This window comes from Duganella lactea, assembly GCF_009857505.1.
GTDB lineage: Bacteria > Pseudomonadota > Gammaproteobacteria > Burkholderiales > Burkholderiaceae_D > Rugamonas > Rugamonas lactea.
The window spans coordinates 20,368-44,862 of record NZ_WWCP01000007.1; the positions used below are offsets into that span (position 1 = coordinate 20,368).

At 63.2% G+C, this 24,495-nt stretch carries 21 protein-coding genes and 2 tRNA genes; 10 read left to right on the forward strand and 13 right to left on the reverse strand.

Annotated features, from left to right (window positions below; translation table 11 throughout):
• Positions 1-72 precede the first annotated feature (72 nt).
• From GTP44_RS08390 to GTP44_RS08405, 4 genes are read left to right on the forward strand one after another with little or no spacing between them, the layout of a single operon-like run.
• Positions 73-1,578, forward strand: coding sequence for an ABC transporter substrate-binding protein (locus GTP44_RS08390; RefSeq protein ID WP_161019088.1), 1,506 nt, complete (start codon positions 73-75; stop codon positions 1,576-1,578).
• Positions 1,575-2,537 carry an ABC transporter permease gene (locus GTP44_RS08395; RefSeq protein ID WP_202412634.1) on the forward strand — a complete coding sequence of 321 codons (963 nt, stop codon included), beginning with the start codon at positions 1,575-1,577 and terminating at the stop codon, positions 2,535-2,537. Before GTP44_RS08390 ends, GTP44_RS08395 begins: the two co-directional genes overlap by 4 nt.
• Entirely contained in the window at positions 2,534-3,361 is an 828-nt protein-coding gene (locus GTP44_RS08400; protein WP_161019089.1) for an ABC transporter permease, read from the forward strand. Before GTP44_RS08395 ends, GTP44_RS08400 begins: the two co-directional genes overlap by 4 nt.
• Positions 3,358-4,776: an ABC transporter ATP-binding protein gene (locus tag GTP44_RS08405; RefSeq protein ID WP_161019090.1), complete on the forward strand. Its 1,419-nt coding sequence runs from the start codon at positions 3,358-3,360 to the stop codon at positions 4,774-4,776. The genes GTP44_RS08400 and GTP44_RS08405 overlap by 4 nt, the downstream gene beginning before the upstream one ends.
• On the opposite strand, the gene metE is transcribed toward GTP44_RS08405, so the two are convergent.
• Entirely contained in the window at positions 4,748-7,033 is a 2,286-nt protein-coding gene (metE, locus tag GTP44_RS08410; protein ID WP_161019091.1) for a 5-methyltetrahydropteroyltriglutamate--homocysteine S-methyltransferase, read from the reverse strand. The two genes, GTP44_RS08405 and metE, sit on opposite strands and share 29 nt — an antisense overlap.
• A gap of 97 nt (positions 7,034-7,130) precedes the next feature.
• Here metE and GTP44_RS08415 point away from each other — a divergent pair, with 97 nt between their 5' ends.
• Positions 7,131-8,057 carry a LysR family transcriptional regulator gene (locus GTP44_RS08415; protein WP_160988709.1) on the forward strand — a complete coding sequence of 309 codons (927 nt, stop codon included), beginning with the start codon at positions 7,131-7,133 and terminating at the stop codon, positions 8,055-8,057.
• Positions 8,058-8,254: 197 nt separating this feature from the next.
• Entirely contained in the window at positions 8,255-9,955 is a 1,701-nt protein-coding gene (locus tag GTP44_RS08420) for a GH35 family beta-galactosidase (RefSeq protein WP_161019092.1), read from the forward strand.
• Between the two features lie 68 nt (positions 9,956-10,023).
• Here the strand turns inward: GTP44_RS08420 and GTP44_RS08425 are convergent, their stop codons facing one another.
• Entirely contained in the window at positions 10,024-10,806 is a 783-nt protein-coding gene (locus tag GTP44_RS08425; RefSeq protein ID WP_161019093.1) for a molybdate ABC transporter substrate-binding protein, read from the reverse strand.
• 45 nt (positions 10,807-10,851) lie between these two features.
• Entirely contained in the window at positions 10,852-12,255 is a 1,404-nt protein-coding gene (locus GTP44_RS08430) for an SLC13 family permease (protein WP_161019094.1), read from the reverse strand.
• Between the two features lie 131 nt (positions 12,256-12,386).
• Here GTP44_RS08430 and GTP44_RS08435 point away from each other — a divergent pair, with 131 nt between their 5' ends.
• Positions 12,387-13,496 (forward strand): hypothetical protein, encoded by a 1,110-nt coding sequence (locus GTP44_RS08435; RefSeq protein WP_161019095.1) that lies wholly within the window; start codon positions 12,387-12,389, stop codon positions 13,494-13,496.
• 162 nt (positions 13,497-13,658) lie between these two features.
• Here the strand turns inward: GTP44_RS08435 and GTP44_RS08440 are convergent.
• The 9 genes from GTP44_RS08440 to cysS all read right to left on the reverse strand — a co-directional run bounded on the left by GTP44_RS08440 (position 13,659) and on the right by cysS (position 21,564).
• Positions 13,659-13,751: transfer RNA gene (locus GTP44_RS08440), tRNA-Ser, on the reverse strand.
• Between the two features lie 97 nt (positions 13,752-13,848).
• Entirely contained in the window at positions 13,849-13,977 is a 129-nt protein-coding gene (locus tag GTP44_RS27825) for a hypothetical protein (RefSeq protein ID WP_267875226.1), read from the reverse strand.
• 7 nt (positions 13,978-13,984) lie between these two features.
• Entirely contained in the window at positions 13,985-15,055 is a 1,071-nt protein-coding gene (locus GTP44_RS08445; RefSeq protein WP_229256841.1) for a tyrosine-type recombinase/integrase, read from the reverse strand.
• A gap of 279 nt (positions 15,056-15,334) precedes the next feature.
• Positions 15,335-15,427: transfer RNA gene (locus GTP44_RS08450), tRNA-Ser, on the reverse strand.
• 113 nt (positions 15,428-15,540) lie between these two features.
• Positions 15,541-16,788: an aspartate kinase gene (locus tag GTP44_RS08455; protein ID WP_160988680.1), complete on the reverse strand. Its 1,248-nt coding sequence runs from the start codon at positions 16,786-16,788 to the stop codon at positions 15,541-15,543.
• A gap of 144 nt (positions 16,789-16,932) precedes the next feature.
• A complete protein-coding gene (tilS, locus tag GTP44_RS08460) occupies positions 16,933-18,321 on the reverse strand; it encodes a tRNA lysidine(34) synthetase TilS (RefSeq protein WP_229256842.1) in 1,389 nt (462 codons plus the stop codon).
• 145 nt (positions 18,322-18,466) lie between these two features.
• Positions 18,467-19,441: an acetyl-CoA carboxylase carboxyltransferase subunit alpha gene (locus GTP44_RS08465; RefSeq protein ID WP_160988678.1), complete on the reverse strand. Its 975-nt coding sequence runs from the start codon at positions 19,439-19,441 to the stop codon at positions 18,467-18,469.
• An 85-nt stretch (positions 19,442-19,526) separates the two neighbouring features.
• Positions 19,527-20,168, reverse strand: a complete 642-nt coding sequence (locus GTP44_RS08470; RefSeq protein WP_160988677.1) for a DNA-3-methyladenine glycosylase family protein — start codon at positions 20,166-20,168, stop codon at positions 19,527-19,529.
• A gap of 1 nt (position 20,169) precedes the next feature.
• The gene (gene cysS / locus GTP44_RS08475) at positions 20,170-21,564 is read right to left on the reverse strand and encodes a cysteine--tRNA ligase (protein WP_161019097.1); all 1,395 of its coding nucleotides are present in this window, start codon (positions 21,562-21,564) and stop codon (positions 20,170-20,172) included.
• A gap of 220 nt (positions 21,565-21,784) precedes the next feature.
• Between cysS and GTP44_RS08480 the strand changes: the two genes are divergently transcribed.
• Genes GTP44_RS08480 through GTP44_RS08490 form a run of 3 tightly spaced genes read left to right on the forward strand, consistent with a single transcriptional unit; the run spans position 21,785 to position 23,668 of the window.
• Positions 21,785-22,369, forward strand: a complete 585-nt coding sequence (locus GTP44_RS08480) for a peptidylprolyl isomerase (protein WP_161019098.1) — start codon at positions 21,785-21,787, stop codon at positions 22,367-22,369.
• A 45-nt stretch (positions 22,370-22,414) separates the two neighbouring features.
• Positions 22,415-22,909: a peptidylprolyl isomerase gene (locus GTP44_RS08485; protein ID WP_160988674.1), complete on the forward strand. Its 495-nt coding sequence runs from the start codon at positions 22,415-22,417 to the stop codon at positions 22,907-22,909.
• 3 nt (positions 22,910-22,912) lie between these two features.
• On the forward strand, positions 22,913-23,668 hold the full coding sequence (locus GTP44_RS08490) for a UDP-2,3-diacylglucosamine diphosphatase (protein ID WP_161019099.1): 756 nt from the start codon (positions 22,913-22,915) through the stop codon (positions 23,666-23,668).
• Here GTP44_RS08490 and GTP44_RS08495 read toward each other — a convergent pair.
• Positions 23,658-24,419: a tetratricopeptide repeat protein gene (locus GTP44_RS08495; RefSeq protein ID WP_161019100.1), complete on the reverse strand. Its 762-nt coding sequence runs from the start codon at positions 24,417-24,419 to the stop codon at positions 23,658-23,660. The two genes, GTP44_RS08490 and GTP44_RS08495, sit on opposite strands and share 11 nt — an antisense overlap.
• Between the last annotated feature and the right edge of the window lie 76 nt (positions 24,420-24,495).

The window sequence follows — 24,495 nt, forward strand, 5'->3', positions numbered from 1 at the left end:
ACACTCACCTTTTTATCCGGGGAGAAGCATGTGGCAGGCAGGCGGGTTGCAGCATTATTGCTTGGCGTGGCCATGTCATTCGGCGCTGCCGCCGATCCCGGCCACGGCGCCATCGCGCCGGCCGCCGCCGGCACGGTCACCGTCGTCGGTCCGTGGGAGCTGACCGGGCTGGAGCCATCGCGCAGCGGCTATATGTTCACCCGCATGGAGGTGGCGCAAACGCTGCTGGACGTTGATGACCATGGCCGCTTGCAACCGGCGCTGGCCAGTGGCTGGGAAGTGTCGGCCGACCAGCGCGAATGGCGCTTCTTCATCCGCCAGGGCCGCACCTTCCACGACGGCACGCCGGTCACCGCCTGGACCGTGCTGACCTCGCTGAAACGCGCGCTGACCACGCCCGGCGTACTGCAACTGGTCAGCATCAGCGACCTGTACGCGGAGCGCGGCGCGGTGGTGGTGAAGTTGGCCAAGCCGCTGGCGCCGCTGCCCTATCTGTTCACGCATTACAGCACGCTGGTGCTGGCGCCCGCCTCGTTCGGCGCCGATGGCCGGGTGACGCGCATCATCGGCAGCGGCCCGTACCGCATCAAGACCATCCGCCTGCCGCAGCAGTTCGATACCGAGCTGTTCGACGGCTGGAACGGCCCGCACCCGCAAGTGGCGGCGGCGCGTTACATCAGTGTCTCGCGCGCCGAAACGCGCGCGCTGATGGCGCAAAGCCACCAGGCCGACCTGGCCTTCACCCTCGATCCGCCCAGCATCCGGCGGTTGCGGCGCCAGTCCGGCGTCGCGCTGAAAGCGCAGGATTTGCCGCGCACCACCTTCCTGAAACTGAACGCCAGCCATCCCTTCCTGCGCGACGCGCAGGTGCGGCAGGCGATCAGCCTCGGCGTGGAGCGCGACGGCATCGCCCAGGCGCTGTTGCGCGATGCCGACCTCGCCGCCACGCAGTTGTTCCCGCCGGCGATGGCGCAATGGCACCAGCGCACGCTGCCGCCGCTGCGCCACGACCCGGCGGCGGCCAAGCGCTTGCTGGCCGAGGCCGGCTTCAGGCCGGGGCCGGACGGCATCCTGTGGCGCGACGGCCGCCGCTTCGCGCTCACGCTGCACACCTTTGTCGACCGGCCCGAGCTGCCGCTGATCGCCACCGCGATTCAGGAAGAAATGCGGCAGATCGGCATTGCCGTCAGCGTCATCGTCGGCAACTCCAGCGACATCCCGGCCGGGCACCGCAACGGCACGCTGGACATGGGCCTGGTGGCGCGCAACTTCGGCACCACGCCCGATCCCACCGCCACGCTGATCGGCGACTACAGCGCCGGCGGCGGCGACTGGGGCGCGATGAACTGGCACGATCCGCTGCTGGACCAGGCGCTGGCACAGCTGTCCAGCGGCGAGGACAGCCGACACAGCGATGTCCAGCGCGCCACTGTGGCGCAACGCCTGCAAGCGCAACTGCCGGTGATTCCGATCGTGTGGTACCGGCAAACGGTGGCGGTCTCCACCCGCCTCGACGGCCTGAGCATCGATCCGTTTGAACGCAGCTACCGCCTCTCCACCCTGACATGGCGCCGATGACTGCCCTCGCCTCCCTGCGACGCTGGGCGCCGCTGCTCGGCCGTCGCCTGCTGCAAGCGCTGCTGGTCGCGCTGCTGGTCGGCACGCTGTGCTTCTTCATGACGCGCATGCTGCCGGGCGACACCGCGTTCCGCATCGCCGCCGGCCGCTACGGCTACGACATGGTCGACGCCGCCGCCGCCGAAGCCGTCCGCGCCGAACTCGGCCTGAACCGCCCGCTGCTGGCCGCGCTGGCGGACTGGTGGGGCCGCCTGCTGCGTTTCGACCTCGGCGTGTCGCTGGTGACGGCGCAGCCGGTGACCACCGAAATCGCGCTGCAACTGGGGCAGACGCTGCGCCTGTCGGCCTGCGCCATCGTGCTGTCGCTGCTGCTCGGACCGGTGCCCGGCGTGCTGGCCGGTCTGCGTCCCGGCGGCTGGCTGGACCGCGCGACGCTGGCGCTGTCGACAGTGCTGCGCGCGATGCCGCCGTTCGTCTTCGGCCTGATGCTGGTACTGGTCTTCTCGGTCGAACTGAACGCCCTGCCCGCCGCCGGCCACACCGACTACGGCAGCATCGCCCTGCCGGCGCTGACCTTGGCCGCCGGCCTGGCCGCCGTCTCCTCGCGCGTGGCGCGCGACGCCATGGTGTCGGTGCGCGGCAGCGCCTACTACGCCTTCGCGCTGACCAAGGGTCTGTCGCCATGGCAGGCGCTGCTGAGCCACGGCGTGCGCAATGTGGCCACCCCAGTGGTGGCCTACGTCGGCGTGCAACTGGTGTACCTGATCGAAGGCGTGGTGCTGGTGGAAACCATCTTCGCCTGGCCCGGCATCGGCCACGCGCTGGTGCACGCCATCTTCGGCCGCGACGTGCCGATGATCCAGGGTACGGCGCTGGTGCTGGGGCTGATGTTCGTGCTGTTTAACGCCCTGGTCGATCTGGCGTGCGCGGCGATCGACCCACGGCGCCGTCCACGATGAATAACGACCTCGATATCCTGCTGGCGCCGCCGCCAGCGCGCCGCTGGACCGGCGCCCGCGTCACCGGCGCGCTGCTGCTGTTGCTGATCGCCGCCTTCGCCCTGCTCGGGCCGTGGCTGATCGGCGTCGATCCGGCGCGCCAGACCTTGAGCCGCTTCCTTGAGCCACCAAGCCTGGCGCACCCGCTCGGCCTGGATCACCTTGGCCGCAGCATGCTCGCCCGGCTGGCGGACGCGTCGCGCCTGTCGCTGTCGATGGCCGCGCTGAGCGTGCTGAGCGCCGCCATTCCCGGCACCTTGCTGGGTCTGCTGGCGGCGTGGCATGGCGGCTGGCCGGAGCGCGTGCTGACGGCAGTGGCCGACGCTGTGCTGGCCCTGCCCGGGTTGCTGCTGGTGCTGCTGCTGGCGGCCTTCGCCCCCGGTCACTTCTGGCCGCTGTACGTCGGTATCTCGCTGGCGCTGTGGGTGGAATATTTCCGCGTGGTGCGCGCGGCCGCTTCGATTTTGCTGGCCAGCCCGCAGGTGGAAGCGTCGCAACTGCTCGGCTTCGGCTCGCTCTACGTGGTGCGCCGGCATCTGCTGCCCGAACTGCTGCCGCGCCTGCTGACACTGATGCGCTTCGGCTACGCCGGCGCCGTGCTGGCGATGGCCGCGCTGGGCTTTATCGGCGTCGGCCTGCAACCGCCAACGGCCGAGCTGGGCGTGATGATGATCGAACTGCTGCCGTACTACAGCGAGGCGCCGTGGCTGATCGCGTCGCCGATGCTGATCCTCTTCTTCACCTTGCTGGGCATGCTGCTGCTCGGCGGCGAGCGCAAGCCATGAACAGCCATCCTCCAACGCCGCTGAGCGTGCACAAGCTATCGATCGGCGCCGGCACGCAGACACTGGTGAACAATGTCTCGCTGCACATTCCCGCCGGTGGCGTGCTGACGCTGCTGGGCGAAAGCGGCTCCGGCAAGTCGCTGCTGGCGCAGGCGATGATGGGCAACTTGCCGGCGCCGCTGACGTGCTCCGGCACCATCGACATCGGCGCCCGTCACTTCGACGCCGCCGACCTGCGCGCCCGGCGCACGCTGTGGGGGCGCACGCTATCGCTGCTGCCGCAGGAACCCTGGCTGGCGCTCGATCCAACCATGCGTGTCGCCCGGCAAATCGGCGAGGTGCACGAGTTTGTGCTCGGCCGCAGTGAGGACCAGGCCGCGGCCGCCGCGCACGCCGCACTCACCCGACTGAACATGGCGGACGCCGCCGCCAAGTACCCGTTCCAGATTTCCGGCGGCATGGCGCAGCGCGTGGCCTTCCTCGCCACGCACGCGGCCGGAGCGCCGGTGCTGATCATCGACGAACCCACCAAAGGTCTGGACAGCGACCGCCGCAACGACGTGCTGGCGATGCTGCGCGCCGCCATCGAGGACGGCGTCACGCTGCTGGCCATCACGCACGATGTGTGGCTGGCGCGCCAGCTCGGCGGCACCATCGTCGTCATGCATAGCGGCGCCGTGGTCGAACAAGGCGCCGCCGCCGACGTGCTCGGTGCGCCGCGGCACGCCTACACCCGCCGGCTGCTGGCGGCCGAGCCGGCGGCCTGGCAGCGTGAGACCGGCCCGGCCGATCTGCCGCCGGTGGTCCGCATCGACGCCATCGGCAAGCGGTTCGGCGCGCAGCAGTTATTTGCCAACGTGTCGACCGACATCAGGCAGGGGGAATTCGTCGCCATCACCGGCCCCAGCGGCTCAGGCAAAACGACCTTCGGCAATATTATGCTGGGATTGCTGAAGGCCGATAGTGGCAGCGTGCGCCGCGCCGACGGTCTGGCGCGCACGGCGTTTCAAAAGATTTATCAAGACCCGGCCGCCGCCTTCGCGCCCACGGTGAGCTTGCGCCGCTCCTTGCAAGATCTGCTGGAGCTGCACCGCCTTTCGTGGGATGAGCTGACCACGCTGATGCAACGCCTGCGGCTGCCGAACGCCCTGCTGGATCGCCTGCCCAGCCAGGTCTCCGGCGGTGAGCTGCAACGCTTCGCCATCGCGCGTGTGCTGATGCTGCGGCCGGCGCTGATCTTCGCCGACGAACCAACCTCGCGCCTTGATCCGCTGACGCAGCAGGAAACCCTGTTCCTGCTGCGCGAGCACGCGCAGCGGCACCAATGCGCGGTGTTGCTGGTGACGCACGATCCCGACATCGCCGCCAGGCTGGCGCAACGGCAAATCAGCCTGCGGCCAGACGCAGCGTTTTAGCCGCGGCCACCATATTGGCCAGCGCCGGCAACACCTCCGCCCACTGACGGGTTTTCAGGCCGCAGTCCGGATTGATCCACAGGCGCTCGGCCGGCACGCGCTCGGCGGCTTTCCGCATCAGCTGCACGATGTGCCGCTCGCTTGGAATATTGGGCGTATGGATGTCGTAGACGCCGGGGCCGATCTGATTCGGGTACTTGAAGTGCTCGAAGGCATCCAGCAACTCCATGGCCGAGCGCGCCGTTTCGATCGTGATGACGTCGGCGTCCATGTCGGCGATCGCGGCGATGATGTCGTTGAATTCCGAATAGCACATGTGGGTATGGATCTGCGTGCGGTCCGCCACGCCGTTGGCGCTGAGGCGGAAGGACGCGACCGCCCAGTCCAGATACGCTTGCCATTGCGACTGGCGCAGCGGCAGCCCTTCGCGCAGCGCCGCCTCGTCGATCTGGATCACCTGCACGCCGGCCCGCTCCAGGTCCAGCACTTCCGCGCGGATGGCCAGCGCCAGCTGCGTGCAGGATACCGAGCGCGGCTGGTCGTCGCGGACGAAGGACCAGTTCAGCATCGTCACCGGGCCGGTCAGCATGCCCTTCATCGGCTTGGCGGTCAGCGACTGGGCGTAGCTGATCCACTCGACGGTCATCGCCTTGGGGCGCTGGATGTCGCCGAACAGGATGGGCGGCTTGACGCAACGCGAACCGTAGGATTGCACCCAGCCGAACTGGCTGAAGGCATAACCGTCCAGCTGCTCGCCGAAGTATTCGACCATGTCGTTGCGCTCGGCTTCGCCGTGGACCAGCACATCGAGTTCCAGCGCCTCCTGTTCGCGCAGGCTGCGGGCGATCTCGGCCCGCATCGCGGCCTGGTAAGCGCCTTGGTCCAGTTGGCCGGCCTTGAACGCGCTGCGGGCTTGGCGAATCTCGGCGGTCTGCGGGAAGGAGCCGATGGTGGTGGTCGGATAGGCCGGCAGCTTCAGCAGCGCGGCCTGCTCGGCGGCGCGCTGGGCGTAAGCGCTGTTGCGTTGGCCGAGACTGGCATCGATGGCGGCCACCGCTTGCCGCACGGCGGGATGATGCACACGCGGCGAGGCGCGGCGCGCGGCCAGTGCGGCGGCATTCGCCGCCAGTTCATCCTTGACCGCGACGCGGCCCTCGCGCAGGGCGCGCGCCAGCACCTGCAGTTCGTCCAGTTTTTGCAGCGCGAAAGCCAGCCAGGATTTGATCTCGGCATCCAGCGTCTGCTCACTATCGAGATCCACCGGCACATGCAGCAGCGAACACGACGGCGCGATCCACAGGCGCTCGCCCAGGCGCTCGGCCAACGGTTCAAGCCAGTCCAGCACCTGGTTCAGATCGGTCTTCCAGATGTTGCGGCCGTTGATGACGCCCAGTGACAGCACCTTGTGGTCGGGCAGCAGGTTCAGCAGCGGGCGGATATCGTCGTGGCCGTTAATCGCATCCACGTGCACGCCGGCCACCGGCAGGTTGGCCAGCAGGTACAGATTGTCCTGCAACTGGCCGAAATACGTCGCCACCAGAATCTTGACGCGGCAAGCTTTCAGCTGGTGGTAAGACAGGTTGAAGGCATGCTGCCAGTCCGTATCCAGCTCGGTAACCAGCACCGGCTCATCGATCTGCACCCACTCGACGCCCTGCGCCGCCAGCGTGTCCAGCAATTGCGAGTAGGCCGACAGCAGCGATGGCAGCAGCGCCAGCTTGTCGCTGTCGTCCCTGGCCTTGCCGAGCGCCAGATACGTCACCGGTCCGATCAACACCGGCTTGGCCTTGACGCCTTGCGCCTTCGCCTCGGCCAACTGCGCCAGCAGACGCGACGCATCTAGCTGGAACCCGGTGCCGGCGCTGAACTCCGGCACGATGTAGTGATAATTGGTGTCGAACCACTTGGTCATCTCGCCGGCCGCCACGCCGCCGCAGCAAGCTGCGTGCTCTTCCACCGAGCGGCCACGCGCAACGCGGAAGTAATTGTCCAGCGCGTCGCCATGGAAATCGTGCACGCGCTCGGGCAGATTCCCCAGCGTGAAACTCATGTCCAGCACCTGATCGTAGAACGAAAAATCGCCGACCGGCACCAGATCCAGCCCGGCCTGATGTTGCCAATGGCGCTGGCGCAGTTCGGCGCCGGTGGCCAGCAACGCCTCGCGCGAGGAAGCGCCCTGCCAGTAAGACTCCAATGCGAACTTCAGTTCGCGCTTGGCGCCGATGCGGGGAAAGCCGAGGTTGTGAACGATGGTCATGCTGTGTGCTCCCAATGAATAATCGAATGGACGCATGGTAAAGATCACAAACAATGAAGTAAAATGGTCTTTTCTCACACATCCATGAGCAAAATTCATGCTTGAGCGCATCCACCTCGCCACGCTGCTGGAGGTTGAAAAACAAGGTTCCCTGACCGCCGCCGCCGAAGTGCTGCACGTCACCCAGTCCGCGCTGAGCCACAGCATGAAAAAGCTGGAACAGCAACTCGGCACCGCCCTCTGGCTGCGCGAGGGCCGCAACCTGCGCCTGACGCAGGCCGGCCAATATCTGCTGGCCGTGGCCCAGCGCATGCTGCCGCAGCTGATCCTGGCGGAAGAGCGTCTGCGTCAGTACGCCCAAGGCGAGCGCGGCACGCTGCGCATCGGCATGGAGTGCCATCCCTGCTATCAATGGCTGCTGAAGATCGTCTCACGCTACCTGGCCGCGTGGCCACTGGTGGATGTGGATGTGAAGCAGAAATTCCAGTTCGGCGGCATAGGCGCGCTGTTCGGCTTCGAGATCGACTTGCTGGTCACGCCCGACCCGCTGTTGAAACCCGGCCTGCGCTTCGAGCCAGTGTTCGACTACGAGCAAGTGCTGGTGGTACACAAGGATCATCCATGGGCCGGACAGGAGGAAGTGGCGCCGGACCAGATGAACGAGGAAACCCTGATCACCTACCCGGTGCCGATCGAGCGGCTGGACATCTACAACATGTTCCTGCTGCCGGCCAACGTAACGCCGCGCAAGCACAAGACCATCGAGACCACCGACATCATGCTGCAAATGGTCGCCAGCGGGCGCGGCGTGACGGCGCTACCGAAATGGCTGGTGACCGACTACGCGCCACAGCTGCAACTACGCACCCTGCGGCTGGGACCGAACGGCATTCAGAAGCACATCTACCTCGGCGCGCGGGAGTCGGACTACCATACCGACTACCTGCAATCGTTCATCGAATTCGCCCGCCAGGCGGACCGCTACCCCTTGGTTCAGTCAATGACTACGCCGCACGCGGAGTGAGCGTGAGCAGGAATTAGCGCATCAAATCCAGAAATCGTCCAATCGGAAAAATCAATGCGTTGTGTACAAAAATGCTGACTGTTCAACACAAAGTCGTCCCCCTACACTCAACCCACTTATTGACCGTCAGATGACCACGAGATGGGCAACGATGATTTATTTCAGCGCTCACCATTTTCGTAAGGAAAACCTCACCAATGTTCAAGCGCACCGCTGCCCTCCTCGCCACCGCACTCTCGCTGCACAGTTTGCCGCTGAGCGCCGCTCCGCTGCCAGTATTGGCGCCCTCCAGCGCCAACAGCGACGTCAAGCAACTGCATGTTGACGGGCGGCCGTTCCTGATGCTGGCGGGCGAGCTGCATAATTCGAGCGCGTCATCGGACGCCTATATGGCGCCAATCTGGCCCAAGCTCAAGGCCATGCACCTGAATACCGTCGTCACCACCCTCAGCTGGGAGATGGTCGAACCACGCGAAGGCGAGTACGACTTCCGCTCACTCGACAGCCAGCTGGTCGCCGCGCGCGATAATGACCTGCGCCTGGTACTGATCTGGTTCGGCTCGTTCAAAAATGCCCGCTCGACCTATGCGCCTGGCTGGATCAGGGCCGACCGCGCGCGCTTCCCGCGCGCTGTGATCGAGCCGGTCAAGCCGCAGCGATTCACCTATGCGGGCGCGATGCCCAATCCGGTGCTGTCGCCGTTTTCTCCGGCGTTGCAGGAGGCCGAACGCAAGGCGTTTACGGCACTGCTGCGCCACCTGAAAAAGGCCGATCCCGACCACACGGTCATCATGATCCAGGTCGATAACGAGATCGGCCTGCTCGGTGACAGTCGTGACCGCTCACCACTGGCGCAACGCCAGTGGGAACAGCCAGTGCCATCGCAGTTGATGGACTATCTGGCGCGCCACCGCGACCGGCTGCGGCCCGAACTTGCCGCGCTGTGGGGTCGCCAGCAATTCCGCCGTCAAGGTAGCTGGGCCCAGGTGTTCGGTACCGACTGGCAGGCGCACGAAGTGTTCATGGCCTGGGCTTACGGTCGCTTCATCGATGCCGTAGTGCGCGACGCGGCGCAAGAGCTGCCGCTGCCGCTGTATGTCAACGCCTGGCTTGGCCCCCAGCCAGGGCAACCCGAGGCCGGCGACTACCCCAGCGGCGGCCCCGTGCCGCGCGTCGCCGACGTGTGGAAGGCGGCCGCGCCGCCCATTGCATTCATGGCGCCCGACATTTACATCGATGATTTCAAGGGCGCGCTGGCCGGCTTCGATCGGCCGGGTAATCCGGTCTTCATCCCGGAAGCCCGCTTCCAGACCGGCAATGCGTTCTGGGCCGTGGGCCGTCACAAAGCGTTGGGCTTTTCTGTCTTCGGCATCGAAGATGGCTTTCCAGGTAACCAGCTGTCACAGGCCTATGACGCACTAGGCGCCATGGGAGCCGTCATCACGACCGCCCAAGCCAATAACGGCATCCGCGCCGTGCTACTGGACGACGCCACACCGGTGAAGGAAAGCCTGGCCGGTTACGACCTCTTGCTACGCGGCACGGCTGCCACCACCGCCAAGATGCTGCTCGATGCCGGCATTCCGATTCCGCCGCAAGCGGCAACGCCGGTTGCGGAAACCGTCAACTCGTCGCATGGCCCCTCCTTTTCCGACACCCGCCCTTTCGGCATCGTGGTGGCGGGCAAGCAAGGCGAGTTTTTCCTGGTCGGACACGATTTCACCAGCGATTTTTCCCGCAACGGCAAGCCGGTCGAAATCGATGTTGTCGAAGAAGGCAAGTTCGTCGCGGGCAGCTGGGTGCCGGGCCGGCGCCTGAACGGCGACGAGCGCTTAAGTCTGCTGCCTTTAAACAAGATCACGACCATCCGCATGCAATTGCTTCAGACGGTCGATTAATCAGCAACAACAATAATGGGAAATACGCCGCAGTCTAAAGGCTGCGGCGACGCCCCAACGCAGCGGGCCTAGCGATGCGGTAACGCCAACCCGCTGTTCTGGATAGCCTCGGTGGCATACGGGGTGGTCAGAAACGCGACGAAGCGGGTTGCCGCCTCGACGTTCCTGGCTTTGGAGGAGACCGCGGCGGTCACCAGGCTGGCTTTTTGCAGCGCCTCCGGCAGCGGCCCCACCACGGTCACGCCTGGCTCCAGGCGCAATTCGCTCAGCTGTTGCAGCCCCAGCTCGACCTCGCCGGCAGCCAGCGCTTCACCAACGAATTTCCGGCCCAGGATGACTTTGCTTTTGGGCGTGACCTCTTTGGCGATACCGAGCTTGTCAAGCATGACAGTGGAAATGTAGTGACCGCTGGCGCCCTCGGAGTAGCCGATCGACTTGGCCGCGAGCAGGGTTTTGCGCACCGCATCGACGCTGCCGATGTCCGGCAGCGGTTGCCCCTTTTTCACGGCGACGCCAATCTGCGAGATGGCCACGTCGCGCCGCTGCAAGGGCACAAAATAGCCGCCGCGAATCAGTTCATCCATGCCCTTGTCGACCATGATCAAGACGTCGACCGGCTCACCGCTCTTGATGCGCACCTGGCTGGCCTCGGGCGAGTTGCCCGACGACGGCCCCCAGGACATGGTCAGCGTGTGACCGGTTTCGCGCTCAAACTGCGCGGCGATCTGCGCGAACGAGCCTTTCATGATGCAGGTGGTGAGCACCTTGATGTCATCGGCGCGGGCAGCGCCGGCCATGGCCAACGCGCCGCATGCGGCCAGCACCAGTTGCTTGAGTGGGTGGGAAATCATTGTCAGTCTCCTTGTCTTATCGTTGAAAGATGCCATCGTTTACTTTTATTTCCACACGCCGATCATCGGCCAGTACAGGAACATCGCCACCAGGATCAACGCGTACATCAGGACCGTCAGCGGCAGGCCGAGCCGCATCATGTCGCGGCTGGTAAAGCCGCCGGCGCCGTAGGCGATCATCGCCGGCGCCGAGGTCACCGGGATCACCGCCGTGCACTGCGCCACCAGCGACACGCCGAGCACGATGCCGGTGATCGGGATCGCCGGATTGTTCAGCGCCAGCAGGAAGCTGATGATGGCGGGCGTGATGGCGGTCAGGCACGACGTGATGCTGGTGAAGCAGAACCGCACAAAGAACATCACCACGAAGATCGTTAGCGCAAGCAACGAGACGCTGAGCGTGCCCATGCCCGACTCCACGAACGTCACCTGCGCCACCCATTTGGCGGCGCCGGTCCGGGTAAACATCTCCGCCATCGATATGCCGGCGCCGAACAGCAGGATCGAGGTCCAGTCCATGCGCTTGTACAAGTCGTTCCAGGTCGTGACGCCGATGTGGGGCAGGATCAGCAACAGCACCGCCAGCACCGAGATCACCGCCGCCTCGATGTGATGGAGGTGGTCGGTGGCCCACAGGCCGATGGTCAGCGCCATGATGCAGGCGGCGCGCACCTCGGCCGCCGACATCGGGCCCATTTCACTGACGCGCTCGTTCAGGTAGGCACGCCCGCCAGGCAACTCCGTCACCTCGAACTTGAACATCCGCACCACGAGAAAATACAGGCCCACCGAGTACGCTATCGTGTAGGGCAGCAGGTCGATCAGCCACTGCGTGTAGCTGATACCGGGCAGGCCGGCCCCGGTCAGAAAATTGACCAGCACCGGATTGGGCGCGGCGCCGGTCAGCACCCCCACGCCGGTCACCGAGGGCAGGATGGCGGCGAGCAGCAGCATGGCCTTGCCCACCTGGCTGTTGACCGGCAGGCCGAACGCGGCGATCAGTCCGAGTACGATCGGCACCAGCGTCGCGGCGCGCGCGATGACCGACGGGATCAGTAAGGTCAACGCGAACGACGTGATGATGATGCCGGCGAGCATGGCGTTGACCTTGGTGCCGACCAGCCGCAGGATCAGGTAGGCGACGCGCTTTTCCAATCCGGTCGAGGTGATGGCGGCGGCGATGGCCAGGCCGGCCGCGACGAACAGCCAGCCGCTGTTGGAAAAGCCGCTCAAGGCCAGCGAGACCGCCTTGCCGGTGCCGAGGGTAATCCCCCCAATTTCAAAGCTCTCCCCCCTTGGACAGGCAAAAATAGGGAGTCCATTGCGTACCTTTAACGCTGCCTTCGGAAGATTGCCAAGCCAAACGGCAAAGGTATTCGGCTTTTGAGTGGGCGCTTCAGGTCTGGCGATTCGTATTGTGAGTGAAGATTTACCATGGTTCCAGGCCATACAAAGGCATCGACAAGCTTCGTACCTCCTGAATTCCTAGTGATTTAATACAACAGGCTAAACTACTGGTGATTGCCGAATGGAAAAGGCGAGGCCAAAATCTGTAAGTGGCTTTTGTATTGGAGAATTCAATGAGTAATGACGGACGGCTGGACGCGGAATGGGTAGCACTAAACGCTTTTCGTGAGCTTGCGAAAATCGCGACAAAAGGGGATATGGCGAAGGCGACCTATGACAACGCTTTTGATCTCGGAGGCGAACTATATCCCGAATTGCTCGGCCCCGAATCTAGCATTTTGAAACGTGCTCGCGAAAGCGATCTTGCAAAAGAATATCGGCAGCGGGCGGCGGTGGAATCAATGAAGCAGCCGGAGAAAAAGGAGAAAGTTTCCGCTGCGGAACTTCTGGACAGCGAAATTGAGGTTTTGTCCGGGCTATTGGCAATAGCAAAAAAAGAGAAAGTCGGCAACAGAACAAAGGTTGACCAACTGAAACGTAAGCTGGCGTCCTTTCAGCACGCTCGGCAGGAGGTTGGCGCACAGGCTCACACTGAAAATCAGTTGATCTTTCGAGACGCTTACAACTTAGCTCGCACAGTTCCACCATTTGCATCGGGAAAGGCGCATCGCGATTTTAGACTACCAGATGCCAATGTTTTGCGGGTACGAGTCCTCCACCCGGATAAACCCGAACACGTTACCGGGGCCGACATAATTTATGAGCGTCATAGCCCATCGGAGGACAAAGCAAGTGTTGTAGCCATTCAGTACAAAATATGGGAGAAAAAGAAGCTGTCCCTTGGAGACGAGCGTATGAAGAAGCAGTTAGCTCGACTGGCCACATTCACGTGTGCAAATGGTATTTGCAAGTACGCCGAAGGGGATAACGAATACCGCTTTCCCTGTTGTGCCGCCTTCTTGCGGCCTACGGACAAGCTGCAGAATACAGACCAAAGCTTTCTTTCATCAGGCGAACATCTTCCTATCTGCCAGATCCCCAAGTTCAAGTCGGGAAATGGTGATGGAACCCTAGAGTACAAGAAGATTAAGGACGTGTCCTTATCAGCCGAAATGTTTGAACAGCTTTTCAACAAAGGAAAAATTGGATCTAGACTTCTGACTTATGACGAACTAAGGGAAATCTACCAGAAGCATAAAGTTGTCTCTTCGGAGGATTCGGTAATCATATACGCCCAAGAGTTTGAGTCGCTTTATGATAGTTCCGATGAATCTGATGAGTAATTAGAGCCGCGCTGGCCATAAGTTAACAACGACGCAGTGGCATGCCCCAGTCCGGCCGACGCGGCGGGCGGCAGGGAAATCCTGTAACGTTCGAAAAACCCGCGTACTCACTGGGAGAATCGCGGGCTTCGGGACGTTGCGGCACTGCTTGAAATCATTTCTTGGCGGAAACGGTGGGATTCGAACCCACGATACAGGTTTTGCCCGTATGCTTCCTTAGCAGGGAAGTGCCTTCGGCCACTCGGCCACGTTTCCAAGTCGATTACTCAACTATCTCCCCATGAGTGGATGGGCAGACCGGCAATATAGTATAGATGGAAACGCGTTTGGTCAAGGCGAGCAGCAACACGCCTCAGCCCGGGGCCGCCGCCTGCCCTCCTCCACAATAATCGGCCCACGCCTGCATCAGCACGATGCGCTTGGAGAACAAATCACCGCGCTGGCAGGCCGCCTCGACGCGATCCGGCAGGCTGTGTGCCAAGGCGTGCTCACAGACCTCGCGCGGAAAGGCATTCCCGGGCGCCTCCGGCCGACCAGTCGCGGAACGTCGAGCGGAAACCGTGGACGGTGATGTCGGGCCTTCCCATGCGCCGCAACACGGCGGACAGGCTCATGTCGGACAACGGTTGGCTCTTCTGCCCCGGGAACAGCAGGCCATCCCGACCTGGCAAGCCGCGCAGCAGCGCGATAGCGGCATCCGACAGGGGCACGCGGTGCTCGCGGCCCGCTTTCATGCGCGCGGCAGGCACTGTCCATAGCCGCTGCGGGAGATTGACCTCGCCCCACCCTGCGCCGCGCGTCTCGCCAGAGCGGGCGGCCGTCAGGATGGTGAACTCTAGCGCCCTTGCGGAAACGCCCTCCTTGCGGCGCAGATCGGCCATGAACGCCGACATGTGCAGCCAGGGCAGTGCCGGGTGGTTCTTGACCGGCGCCACCTTGTTCGGGTTGGCGAGCAGGAAATCCAGGTGGCCGCGCCAGCGCGCTGGATTATCGCCGTGCCGGAACTTGCTGACGGTAGCCCAGTCCAGCACGCTCTCAATGCGCCCACGCAAGCGGGTGGCCGTCTCGGTCTTGGTGGTCCAGATCGGCGCCAGCACCTTGACCACAAGCTCGGTATCGATCGCGTCCACTGGCAGCGCGCCGATCACCGGCGTCGCGTAGGTGGCCAGCGTGCTGCTCCACTGTGCCGCGTGCTTGGGATTGCGCCAGCTACTGCTATGCGCCTTCAAGTAGGCCGCGGCACACTGGTCGAAGGTCATCTGGCGCGCCCGCGCGACGATCTGCGTGGCGCGCGCCTGGCGGCGCTCCACGAGCGGATTGCGGCCTTCGGACAGCAACTGGCGGCAGTCCTGCTCCAGCTCCCGCGCGCGGGACAAACTGACGAATTCGCACGATCCCAGGCCCATTTCGTGGCGCTTGCTGCCAAAGCGGTAACGGAAAATCCAGCTCTTCGTCCCAACGGCGGAAACCTGCAGCACGAGGCCGCGCCCATCGGTGTAGTAGCCGGGGTCCTTGGCATGGCGTACGCTCAGTGCAGTGAGCCGGTTCGTGGCTGGCATACCCCACCTCCAGAATGGCGCTTGGAGGCCATTTTAGCGTCCGTGGTGGCGTCGGTATTGATGCAAAAGGGTATGGTGCAGGGGCGAGAACAGCGAAAATGCCGGTGGGGTGGCCAAGCGCGCGCGTTGGTCCGCCCTGTTTTCCTACCCACCCGCCTACCCACCCAGAGGGGGTGGACTTGGGCGGATAATGGCAGACGTCACTGGACGATAAAAACGCCGTTTCTCCTACGAGAAGGCCGAAATGAAAAAACCCGCCGAAGCGGGTTTTAGGTGTTATGGCGGAGACGGTGGGATTCGAACCCACGATACAGGTTTTGCCCGTATGCTTCCTTAGCAGGGAAGTGCCTTCGGCCACTCGGCCACGTCTCCTAGTCGATTACTCAACTATGTCTGTCAACTAAACCACCGCAGAGCAGACGACCGCCATAGTATAGACCGAGACCAGTTTGGTCAAGGCAACTCGGCGGCTTTTTTGGAAAAATTTAAGCCTTTTCCAGTTCGAACGCCTTGTGCAGCGCGCGCACGGCCAGTTCCATGTATTTCTCGTCGATCAGCACCGAAATCTTGATCTCCGAGGTCGAGATCATCATGATGTTGATGCTCTCTTCCGACAGCGTGCGGAACATCTGCGAGGCCACGCCCACGTGCGAGCGCATGCCCACGCCCACCACCGAGATCTTCGACACTTTGGCGTCGCCGGCGATGCTGGCCGCGCCCAGGCGGTCTTTCTCGGCGTTCAGCACGTCCAGCGCGCGCTGGAAGTCGTTGCGCGGCACGGTGAAGGTGAAGTCGGTCTTGCCATCCACCGACTGGTTCTGGATGATCATGTCGACTTCGATGTTGGCGTCGGCCACCGGGCCCAGGATGTGGTAGGCCACGCCCGGACGGTCCGGCACGCCCAGCACGGTGATTTTGGCTTCATCGCGGTTAAAGGCGATCCCGGAGATGACTGCTTGTTCCATGTTTTTATCTTCCTCAAACGAAATCAGGGTGCCCGAGTTGGCTTCCACTTCCAGGTCCAGCATCGGGTCGGTCAGCGACGACAGCACGCGGGTCGGCACGCGGTAGTTACCGGCGAATTCGACCGAACGGGTCTGCAGCACTTTGGAACCGAGCGACGCCAGTTCCAGCATTTCTTCAAACGTGATCGCCTTGAGGCGGCGCGCTTCCGACACCACACGCGGATCGGTCGTGTACACGCCGTCAACGTCGGTGAAGATCAGGCATTCGTCGGCCTTCATGGCGGCGGCGATGGCCACTGCCGAGGTGTCCGAGCCGCCCCGGCCCAGCGTCGAGATGTTGCCGCCCTCGTCCACGCCCTGGAAGCCGGTGATGATGACGATCTTGCCGTCGTCCAGGTCGCGGTTGACTTTTTCGTCGTCGATCGACTGGATGCGGGCCTTGGTGAATGCGGAATCGGTTTTAATCGCGACTTGCCAGCCGGCGTAGGAGACGGCTTTCTTGCCGATCGCCAGCAGCGCCATCGACAGCAGGCCGACCGACACTTGCTCGCCGGTCGAGGCGATCATGTCCAGCTCGCGCGGGTCCGGCTGCGCCTGAATTTCCTTGGCCAGGGCGATCAGGCGGTTGGTCTCGCCCGACATTGCCGACGGCACCACCACAATGCGGTGTCCGGCGTCATGCCACTTGGCGACACGCCGCGCGACGTTCTTGATACGGTCCGTCGAACCCATCGACGTACCGCCGTATTTGTGCACGATTAAAGCCATAACAGTGAGTTTTCCGCTCAAATAAAGGTAAATGGAACCCTTAACTCTACATGTCGCAATGCAAAATAACAAGTCAAAAAACTCATAATCTCATACTGAATAGGCATATCTACATACAAAATTCGGCAGAATGCGCCGCAATCTCTACTCCGCTTGCCAACGCAGCCGGATACGCCCGGCGCCGTGGCCGATCTGGTGGCAGTCCATGCCGATGCCGGCGGCGAACAATAGCTGCCCCGCGCTCTTCACCACTGGCAGCCGGCCGCGCTCCCAGGCGGGGATGTTCAGCGCCTGGTAGTGGTACTTGACCGGCCGCGTGGAACGATTGGGCGCCAGCTTGAGTTTTTCGCCGCCGCGACGGAATTCGATCACCAGCGCTTGCGCGCGCAGCCACGCCGGATCGAGTCCGTCATCGGCGGGATCAAAATACAACACCCCGCCGTAGGCCGGGAAGGCCAGTTCGGTTTCGCCGTTCCAGCTGAACCCGGTGCCGGGCTTGTCGTCGAACTGGTCTTCGCGCGTGCCGTCGAGGTCGTCCAGTTTGGGCGTCAGGTGCAGGCGGTTGCGGTAGCGGCGCACGTGGCAGTCGGGATGGGTGACCAGCAACTGGGCGTCGTAGCGGGCTTCCAGCAGCTGGGTCAGCATTTCGGCCAGCCAGGCGGTGCTCGGCATGCTGTAGCCACGGGTGGCGAACCAATGACGCAGCAGGTTGTAGGCGCGGTCCTGGCTCAGCGCGCGCAGCTTGCCGATGTCGAGGTGCTCGCCGTCGCGGCTGGCGGCCAGGTCTTGTTCGGCCAATTCGGCCAGCAGGCGCGTGGCGGATTGGGCATGCTGGGCGCTGCGGGCAAGGCGCTCCTGGAAGCCGGGGAAGTGCTGCGCCAACGCCGGCATGACGGTGTGGCGCAGCGCGTTGCGGGCGTAGCGCGGGTCGTCGTTGGATTCGTCGTGAATGTGGCGGATGTGGTGCTGGGCGGCGTAGGCTTCCAGCTGCTTGCGCGACGCTTGCAGCAGCGGGCGCGCCATGACCAGATCATCGTTGTGCAGCAGGCTGGCGGCGGTGTTGGCGGCGTCCATGCCGGACAGGCCGGCCGGGCCGGAGCCCCGCAGCAGTTGCAGCAGCACGGTTTCGGCCTGGTCGTCTTGATGGTGCGCGGTCAGCAGCAGTTGCACGTTGTACTCTTTGCACAGCGCGCCGAGGGCGGCGTAACGGGCTTTGCGGGCGGCGGCCTCGGTGCCGGATTGCTTTTGGTCTTGCAGCTGGATGCGGCGCGCTTCGAACGAAACGTTCAGCGCGGCGCATTCGTGTTCGCAGTGGGCCAGCCAGGCGTCGGCGTTGGGGCTGAGGCCGTGGTGGATGTGAAAGGCGCACAAGGTCAGCTCGTTGCGCTGGGCGTAGGCGTAGGCCAGGTGCAGCAGGGCCGACGAGTCCAGGCCGCCGCTGAGGGCGATGGCGAGGCGGGTTTTGCCGCCCTCGCCTGCCGCGCGGACGGCTTGTTCGAAGGTGGACTCTAGGGTTGGCTTTTGCTGCTTCAATGGGGCTCCGAAAATGCAAACCGGGAGCGGCGCGGTGGCGGGCTCCCGGTGGTGTTCTATGGATTCCGGATTTCGCCCGAATGACGTGCGCGCCTTTGCGGCGGCGGCGTCGCACCGGCGCAAGCCGGTGTCCATGCTGAGTGACTTATTCCTGTGGCGTGGTCTCTTTGAACTTGCCGTAGCTCATCAGCTTGTCGTGACGCGCTTCCAGCAAATCCTTGGTCTTCATGCCGTGGAACTGGCGCAGCGAGTCGGCCAGCGCGCGTTTCAGCATGGTCGCCATCTGCTTCGGATCGCGATGCGCGCCGCCCAGCGGTTCGGTGATGATCTTGTCGATCAGGCCGATGGCTTTCAAGCGGTGCGCGGTCAGGCCCAGCGCTTCGGCCGCATCGGCCGCGCGTTCCGAGGTCTTCCACAGAATCGAGGCGCAGCCTTCCGGCGAAATCACCGAGTAGGTCGCGTATTGCAGCATCAGCACCTGATCGGCCACGGCGATCGCCAGCGCGCCGCCGGAGCCGCCCTCGCCGATGATGGTGGCGATCAGCGGCACTTTCAGTTCCGCCATCACGTACAGGTTGTGGCCGATCGCTTCCGACTGGCCGCGCTCCTCGGCGTCGATGCCGGGGAAGGCGCCTGGCGTGTCAACGAAGGTGAACACCGGAATGCCGAACTTTTCGGCCAGCTTCATCAGGCGCATGGCCTTGCGGTAGCCTTCCGGCTTCGGCATGCCGAAGTTGCGCATGGCGCGCTCTTTGGTGTCGCGGCCCTTCTGGTGGCCGATGACCATGCAGGACTGGCCGTTGAAACGCGCCAGACCGCCGACGATGGACTGGTCGTCCGCATAGGTGCGGTCGCCGTGCAGTTCGTGGAAATCGGTGAAAATCTCGTTCACATAGTCCATCGTGTACGGACGTTGCGGGTGACGCGCGATTTGCGAAACTTGCCATGGCGTCAGCTTGGCGTAGATGTCTTTGGTCAGTTGCTGGCTCTTTTTGGCCAGACGGTCGATCTCCTCAGAGATATCGACTGCCGAATCGTCCTGGACGAAACGCAATTCTTCGATCTTGCCGTCGAGTTCAGCAATCGGTTGCTCAAAATTGAGGAAAGTCGTTTTGGTCATTGTACCTCCGTGTTTATTCTCATCTGTGAGGGCGGCGCAGCTCGTCAAAAGAGCGCACCCAGCCCTCGCACAGCGATTAGAGCATCTATTCTACAGCAACCGGGTCCAAACTACGCCACAAATACCAGGTGGCGACGGTCCGGTAGGGTTCCCAGTTGGCCGATACCTCGCGCGCGTCGCTGCGCGAAACTGGTTCGCCAGAGAAATAATTCTGGCTGATGCCCTGGATCAGGCCAGGGTCGTCCAGCGGCAGCACATTCGGGCGCAAGAGATTAAATATCAGAAACATCTCGGCTGTCCAGCGGCCGATACCGCGGATCTGCGTCAGCTCGGCGATGACGGCCTCGTCGTCCATCTGATCCCACTGGGCCGTATGGACGCGCTTGTTCTTGAAGTGATCGGCCAGGTCGAGGATGTACTCGGTCTTGCGCTTGGACAGGCCGCAGGCGGCCAGCGGCTCGGCGCCGGCCTTGATGATCTGCGCCGGCGAACACTTGGGGCTGATCACCAGCAGCTTTTTCCAGGCGGCATCGGCCACCTTGGCGGTCACCTGCTGGCCGACGATGGAACGCGCCAGGGTGGTGAACGGATCGTGATGGCCGCGCAGATGCAGGTCGCCAAACTGGGGGATGAGCTTGTTCATGATGCGGTCCCGCTTCATCAGCTCAAGCTTGGCTTGCTCCCAGTATGGCGGCACGCCGCCCTCGATATCCCTGGCGATGACCATGTTATGCGCGGCGCCAGTTGGTGGTGCCGTCGGGCTTGTCTTCGAGGATGATGCCCTGGGCCAGCAGTTCGGCGCGAATCCGGTCCGATTCGGCGAAGTTGCGGGCTTTTTTGGCTTCCGCCCGCTGGACGATGGCCGCCTCGATGGCGGCGTCGTCCGTGCCCTCGCCCGCGCCGCCCACCGCCGCCTGGCGGAACTGCTGCGGCGTGCGCTCCAGCAAGCCAATCAAGCCGGCCAGCGCCTTCAACTGACGCGCGGCGACCGGCGATTTCGACTTGTTGACCTCGGTGGCCATGTCGAACAGCGCGGCCACCGCCAGCGGCGTGTTGAAGTCGTCGTCCATCGCCTCGGCGAAGCGGACCGCGTGGGCCTCTTGCCAATCCAGCGGCAGATTGTCGCCGTCCACGCCGTCCAGCGCGGTGTACAGGCGGGTCAGCGCGCCGCGGGCGTCGTCCAGATGGGCGTCCGAATAGTTCAGCGGGCTGCGGTAGTGGGCGCGCAGGATGAAGAAGCGCACCACTTCGGCGTCATACTTCTTCAGCACGTCGCGGATGGTGAAGAAGTTGCCCAGCGACTTGGACATTTTCTCGTTATCAACGCGGACGAAGCCGTTGTGCACCCAGTAGTTGACCATCTGACGGCCGAACGCGCCTTCCGACTGCGCGATCTCGTTCTCGTGGTGCGGGAACTGCAGGTCGGCACCGCCACCGTGGATGTCGAAATGCTCGCCCAGCAGCGCCGAGCACATGGCCGAGCACTCGATATGCCAGCCCGGCCGGCCCTTGCCCCACTTGGAATCCCACTTGGCCTCGTCCGGCTCGGATTCCTTGGCGGCCTTCCACAGCACGAAATCCAGCGGATCGCGCTTGCCGGTGTTGACGTCGACGCGCTCGCCGGCGCGCAGGTCGTCCAGCGACTTGCCCGACAGGCGGCCGTATTGCGGAAAATTGCGCACCGCGTAGTTGACGTCGCCATCTTCGCTCTGGTAGGCCAGATCCTTGGCTTCCAGCTGTTCAATCAGCGACAGCATCTGCGGCACGTACTGCGTGGCGCGCGGCACCAACGTCGGCGGCAGAATGCCCAGCGCGGCGGTGTCCTCATCCATGTACTGGGTGAAACGGGTGGTCAGCTGGCTGATGGTTTCACGGTTTTCCACCGCGCGCCGGATGATCTTGTCGTCGATGTCGGTGATGTTGCGGGCGTAGGTGACCTGGTAGCCGGAGGCCATCAGCCAGCGGTACATGACGTCGAAAGCCATCATCATGCGGGCATGGCCGATGTGGCAGTAATCGTAGATGGTCATGCCGCATACATACATGCGGACTTTGCCCGGCTCGATAGGAACGAATGTCTGCTTGTCACGCGCCAGCGTGTTGTAAATCTTTAAATTGCTCATCGGACTCTTGCGTTTTGCTGAAGGCCTCGGGCAATACAATGGCCGGCGCACTGGTGAAACCGCGCGCACCTGTCGTCATTGTGTGCCTGGGGGAACCTCGGGAATATACTTGTTTCCACCTTCTACGGGGTAGAATGGAACAAGTATAGCATTGATAAAAACAGCTTAGGCCTCATCTGTAACGGGATTTTGCCTACGCGACATAACCAGAGGAAGCACGATGCACCAAAAACTGATGACCGCCCTCGCCGGCCTGGCCCTGTCCGGCGCCGTCTGGGCCGCGCCGGCCCCACAGGTCGAGCTGAAAACCACCATGGGCGACATCGTCCTGGAGCTGGACCACGACAAAGCGCCGAAATCAGTCGACAACTTCCTCACCTATGTGAAATCCGGCTTCTACAAGAACACCATTTTCCACCGGGTCATCGACGGCTTCATGATCCAGGGGGGCGGCTACGATGAAAAACTCAAGGGCAAGCCGACCAACAAGCCGATTCCTCTGGAGTCGAACAACGGCCTGACCAACGTCAAATACTCGCTGGCCATGGCGCGCATGGGCGATCCCAACTCGGCCACGTCGCAATGGTTCATCAACGTCGAGGACAATCCGGGCCTGGACGCGCCGGGTCCGGACGGCACCGGCGGCTATGCGGTGTTCGGCAAGGTGATCAAGGGCCAGGAGACGGTCGACAAGATCAAGGCGGTGCTGGTGGATGACAAGGGCATATTCCAGAACATCCCGGTGATTCCGGTCACCGTGAAGTCGGCGACGATTCTCAAGACACCAATCCAGCCAAAACAGTAAAATAGCGGCCTTGCCGTGAAAACCTCCATCATTTAGGACAACAACATGACCAAAGTAATCATCAAAACCAACCTGGGCTCCATGACCGCCGAACTGGACGCTGAAAAAGCGCCTAAATCGGTCGCCAACTTCCTGGCCTACATGGAAGCCGGTCACTACAACAACACCATCTTCCACCGCGTGATCGACGGTTTCATGATCCAGGGCGGCGGCTTTGAGCCAGGCATGAAGCAAAAGCCAGCCGACACCACCGTGGAAAACGAAGCCAAAAACGGCCTGAAGAACGACACCTACACGCTGGCCATGGCCCGCACCTCGGCGCCGCACTCGGCGTCGGCGCAGTTCTTCATCAACGTGAAAAACAATGCCTTCCTGGACTACCCAGGCCAGGACGGCTGGGGCTACGCCGTATTCGGCAAAGTCGTGGAAGGCACCGACGTGGTGGACGCCATCAAGAAAGTCAAAACCACCCGCAGCGGCATGTTCGCCGACGTGCCAGCGGAAGACGTGATCATCGAAAGCATCGAACTGGCAGCCTGAGCGATGTCTGAAGTCTGCGCGCTGTTCATATCCGATCTGCATTTGCAGCCCGCGCATCCCGCCACCACGGCAGCGTTTTTCGACTTCCTGGAGCGGCATGCGCGGCACGCGCAGCAACTGTACCTGCTCGGCGACCTGTTTGAGTACTGGGCCGGCGATGACGACATCGCCGATCCGTACCACGCACAGATCGTGACCGCCCTGCGTGCCTTGAGCGACGCCGGCGTCATGCTCTACTGGGTCGCCGGCAACCGCGATTTCCTGGTCGGCGCCCGCTTCGCGGAAGCCGCCAACCTGACTTTATTGCCCGAAACCTGGGTGACCGACATCGCCGGCCAACGGGTAGTGCTGCTGCACGGCGACGCCCAGTGCACGCAAGATACCCAGTACATGGCATTCCGCGCCATGGTGCGCCAGCCCGCGTGGCAGCATCAATTCACCGCCCTGCCGCTGGCACAGCGCAAGGCCATCATCGCCGGCCTGCGCGCCGACAGCCGCAAGGAACAAGGCGGCAAGTCCTACGAGATCATGGATGTGACGCCGGCGGCGATCGCCGAGGTGTTTGAGCAGACCGGCACCCAAGTCATGATCCACGGCCACACCCATCGCCCCGCGCTGCACCGCGTTGGCGACAAGCTGCGCTACGTGCTGCCGGACTGGGAGCCCGACGCCACACCGCCGCGCGGCGGCTGGATCGCCATCGACAGCGATGGCGTCATCACGCGCCACGACCTCGGCGGCGCGGTGCTCAGCGCCTAGCCGACGCCATCGACGCCATCGCCGTATTCAGGCGGCGCACCAGTTCCTGATTCAGCTCGCGCGTGTGACGCGCCCAGCGCTCCATGGTGCGCTGCAATTCCACATACAGTTGATTGGCCGTGTCCACGTCGCCGATGCCGGCTGCCCAGATGGCGTACTCGGCCTGCACCGTGAAGCTGTTATGGCGACTCATCGCCTGCTCGAACTCGGCGCGCGCCTCGTCCTGACGGCCGCTCGCCGCCAGCGCCTGGGCCAGCAACAGCGACACCTGCTCCGGCCGGAAGTTGCCATCCTTGCCGCGGATGGTCTGCAAATACGCGACCGCCGCCGCGGCGCGGCCGCATGCCAGCGTGGCCTGCGCCGCGCCAAAGCGAATTTCCAGATCGCCCGAGAACGGGCCTTGCAGACAGGCTTCGTAGGTGGCCGCCGCTTCCTCGGCGTTACCGGCCGCCAGCAAGGCGCTGGCCAGACGCATCTGGTTCTGCGCGGTCGGCGTGAATTCATAGGCGTCGCGCGCCTCCCGCAGGTCACGCCCCGGATCAAGCGTCTTGGCGGCAACGCTGACCGCCTTGCGCGCGCCGTGCTGAATCTTCGAATTCGGCAGGTAAATCGCGAAGAAATACACGATGCTGCCCAGGCCGGGGAACAGGAACAAAATCACCACCCAATACAGCGGCTGGTTGTTACGGATCGCGTGGATAGCAAAGAAGATCGCCACCAGCACGTGAATCCCGATACCAAAAATTTCCATGAAAACTGCCTCAACAATGATTGAATGGGGAGCATTGTAGCCGCTCTTAAGATTCAGTTCATGTGCGCCATGCCAT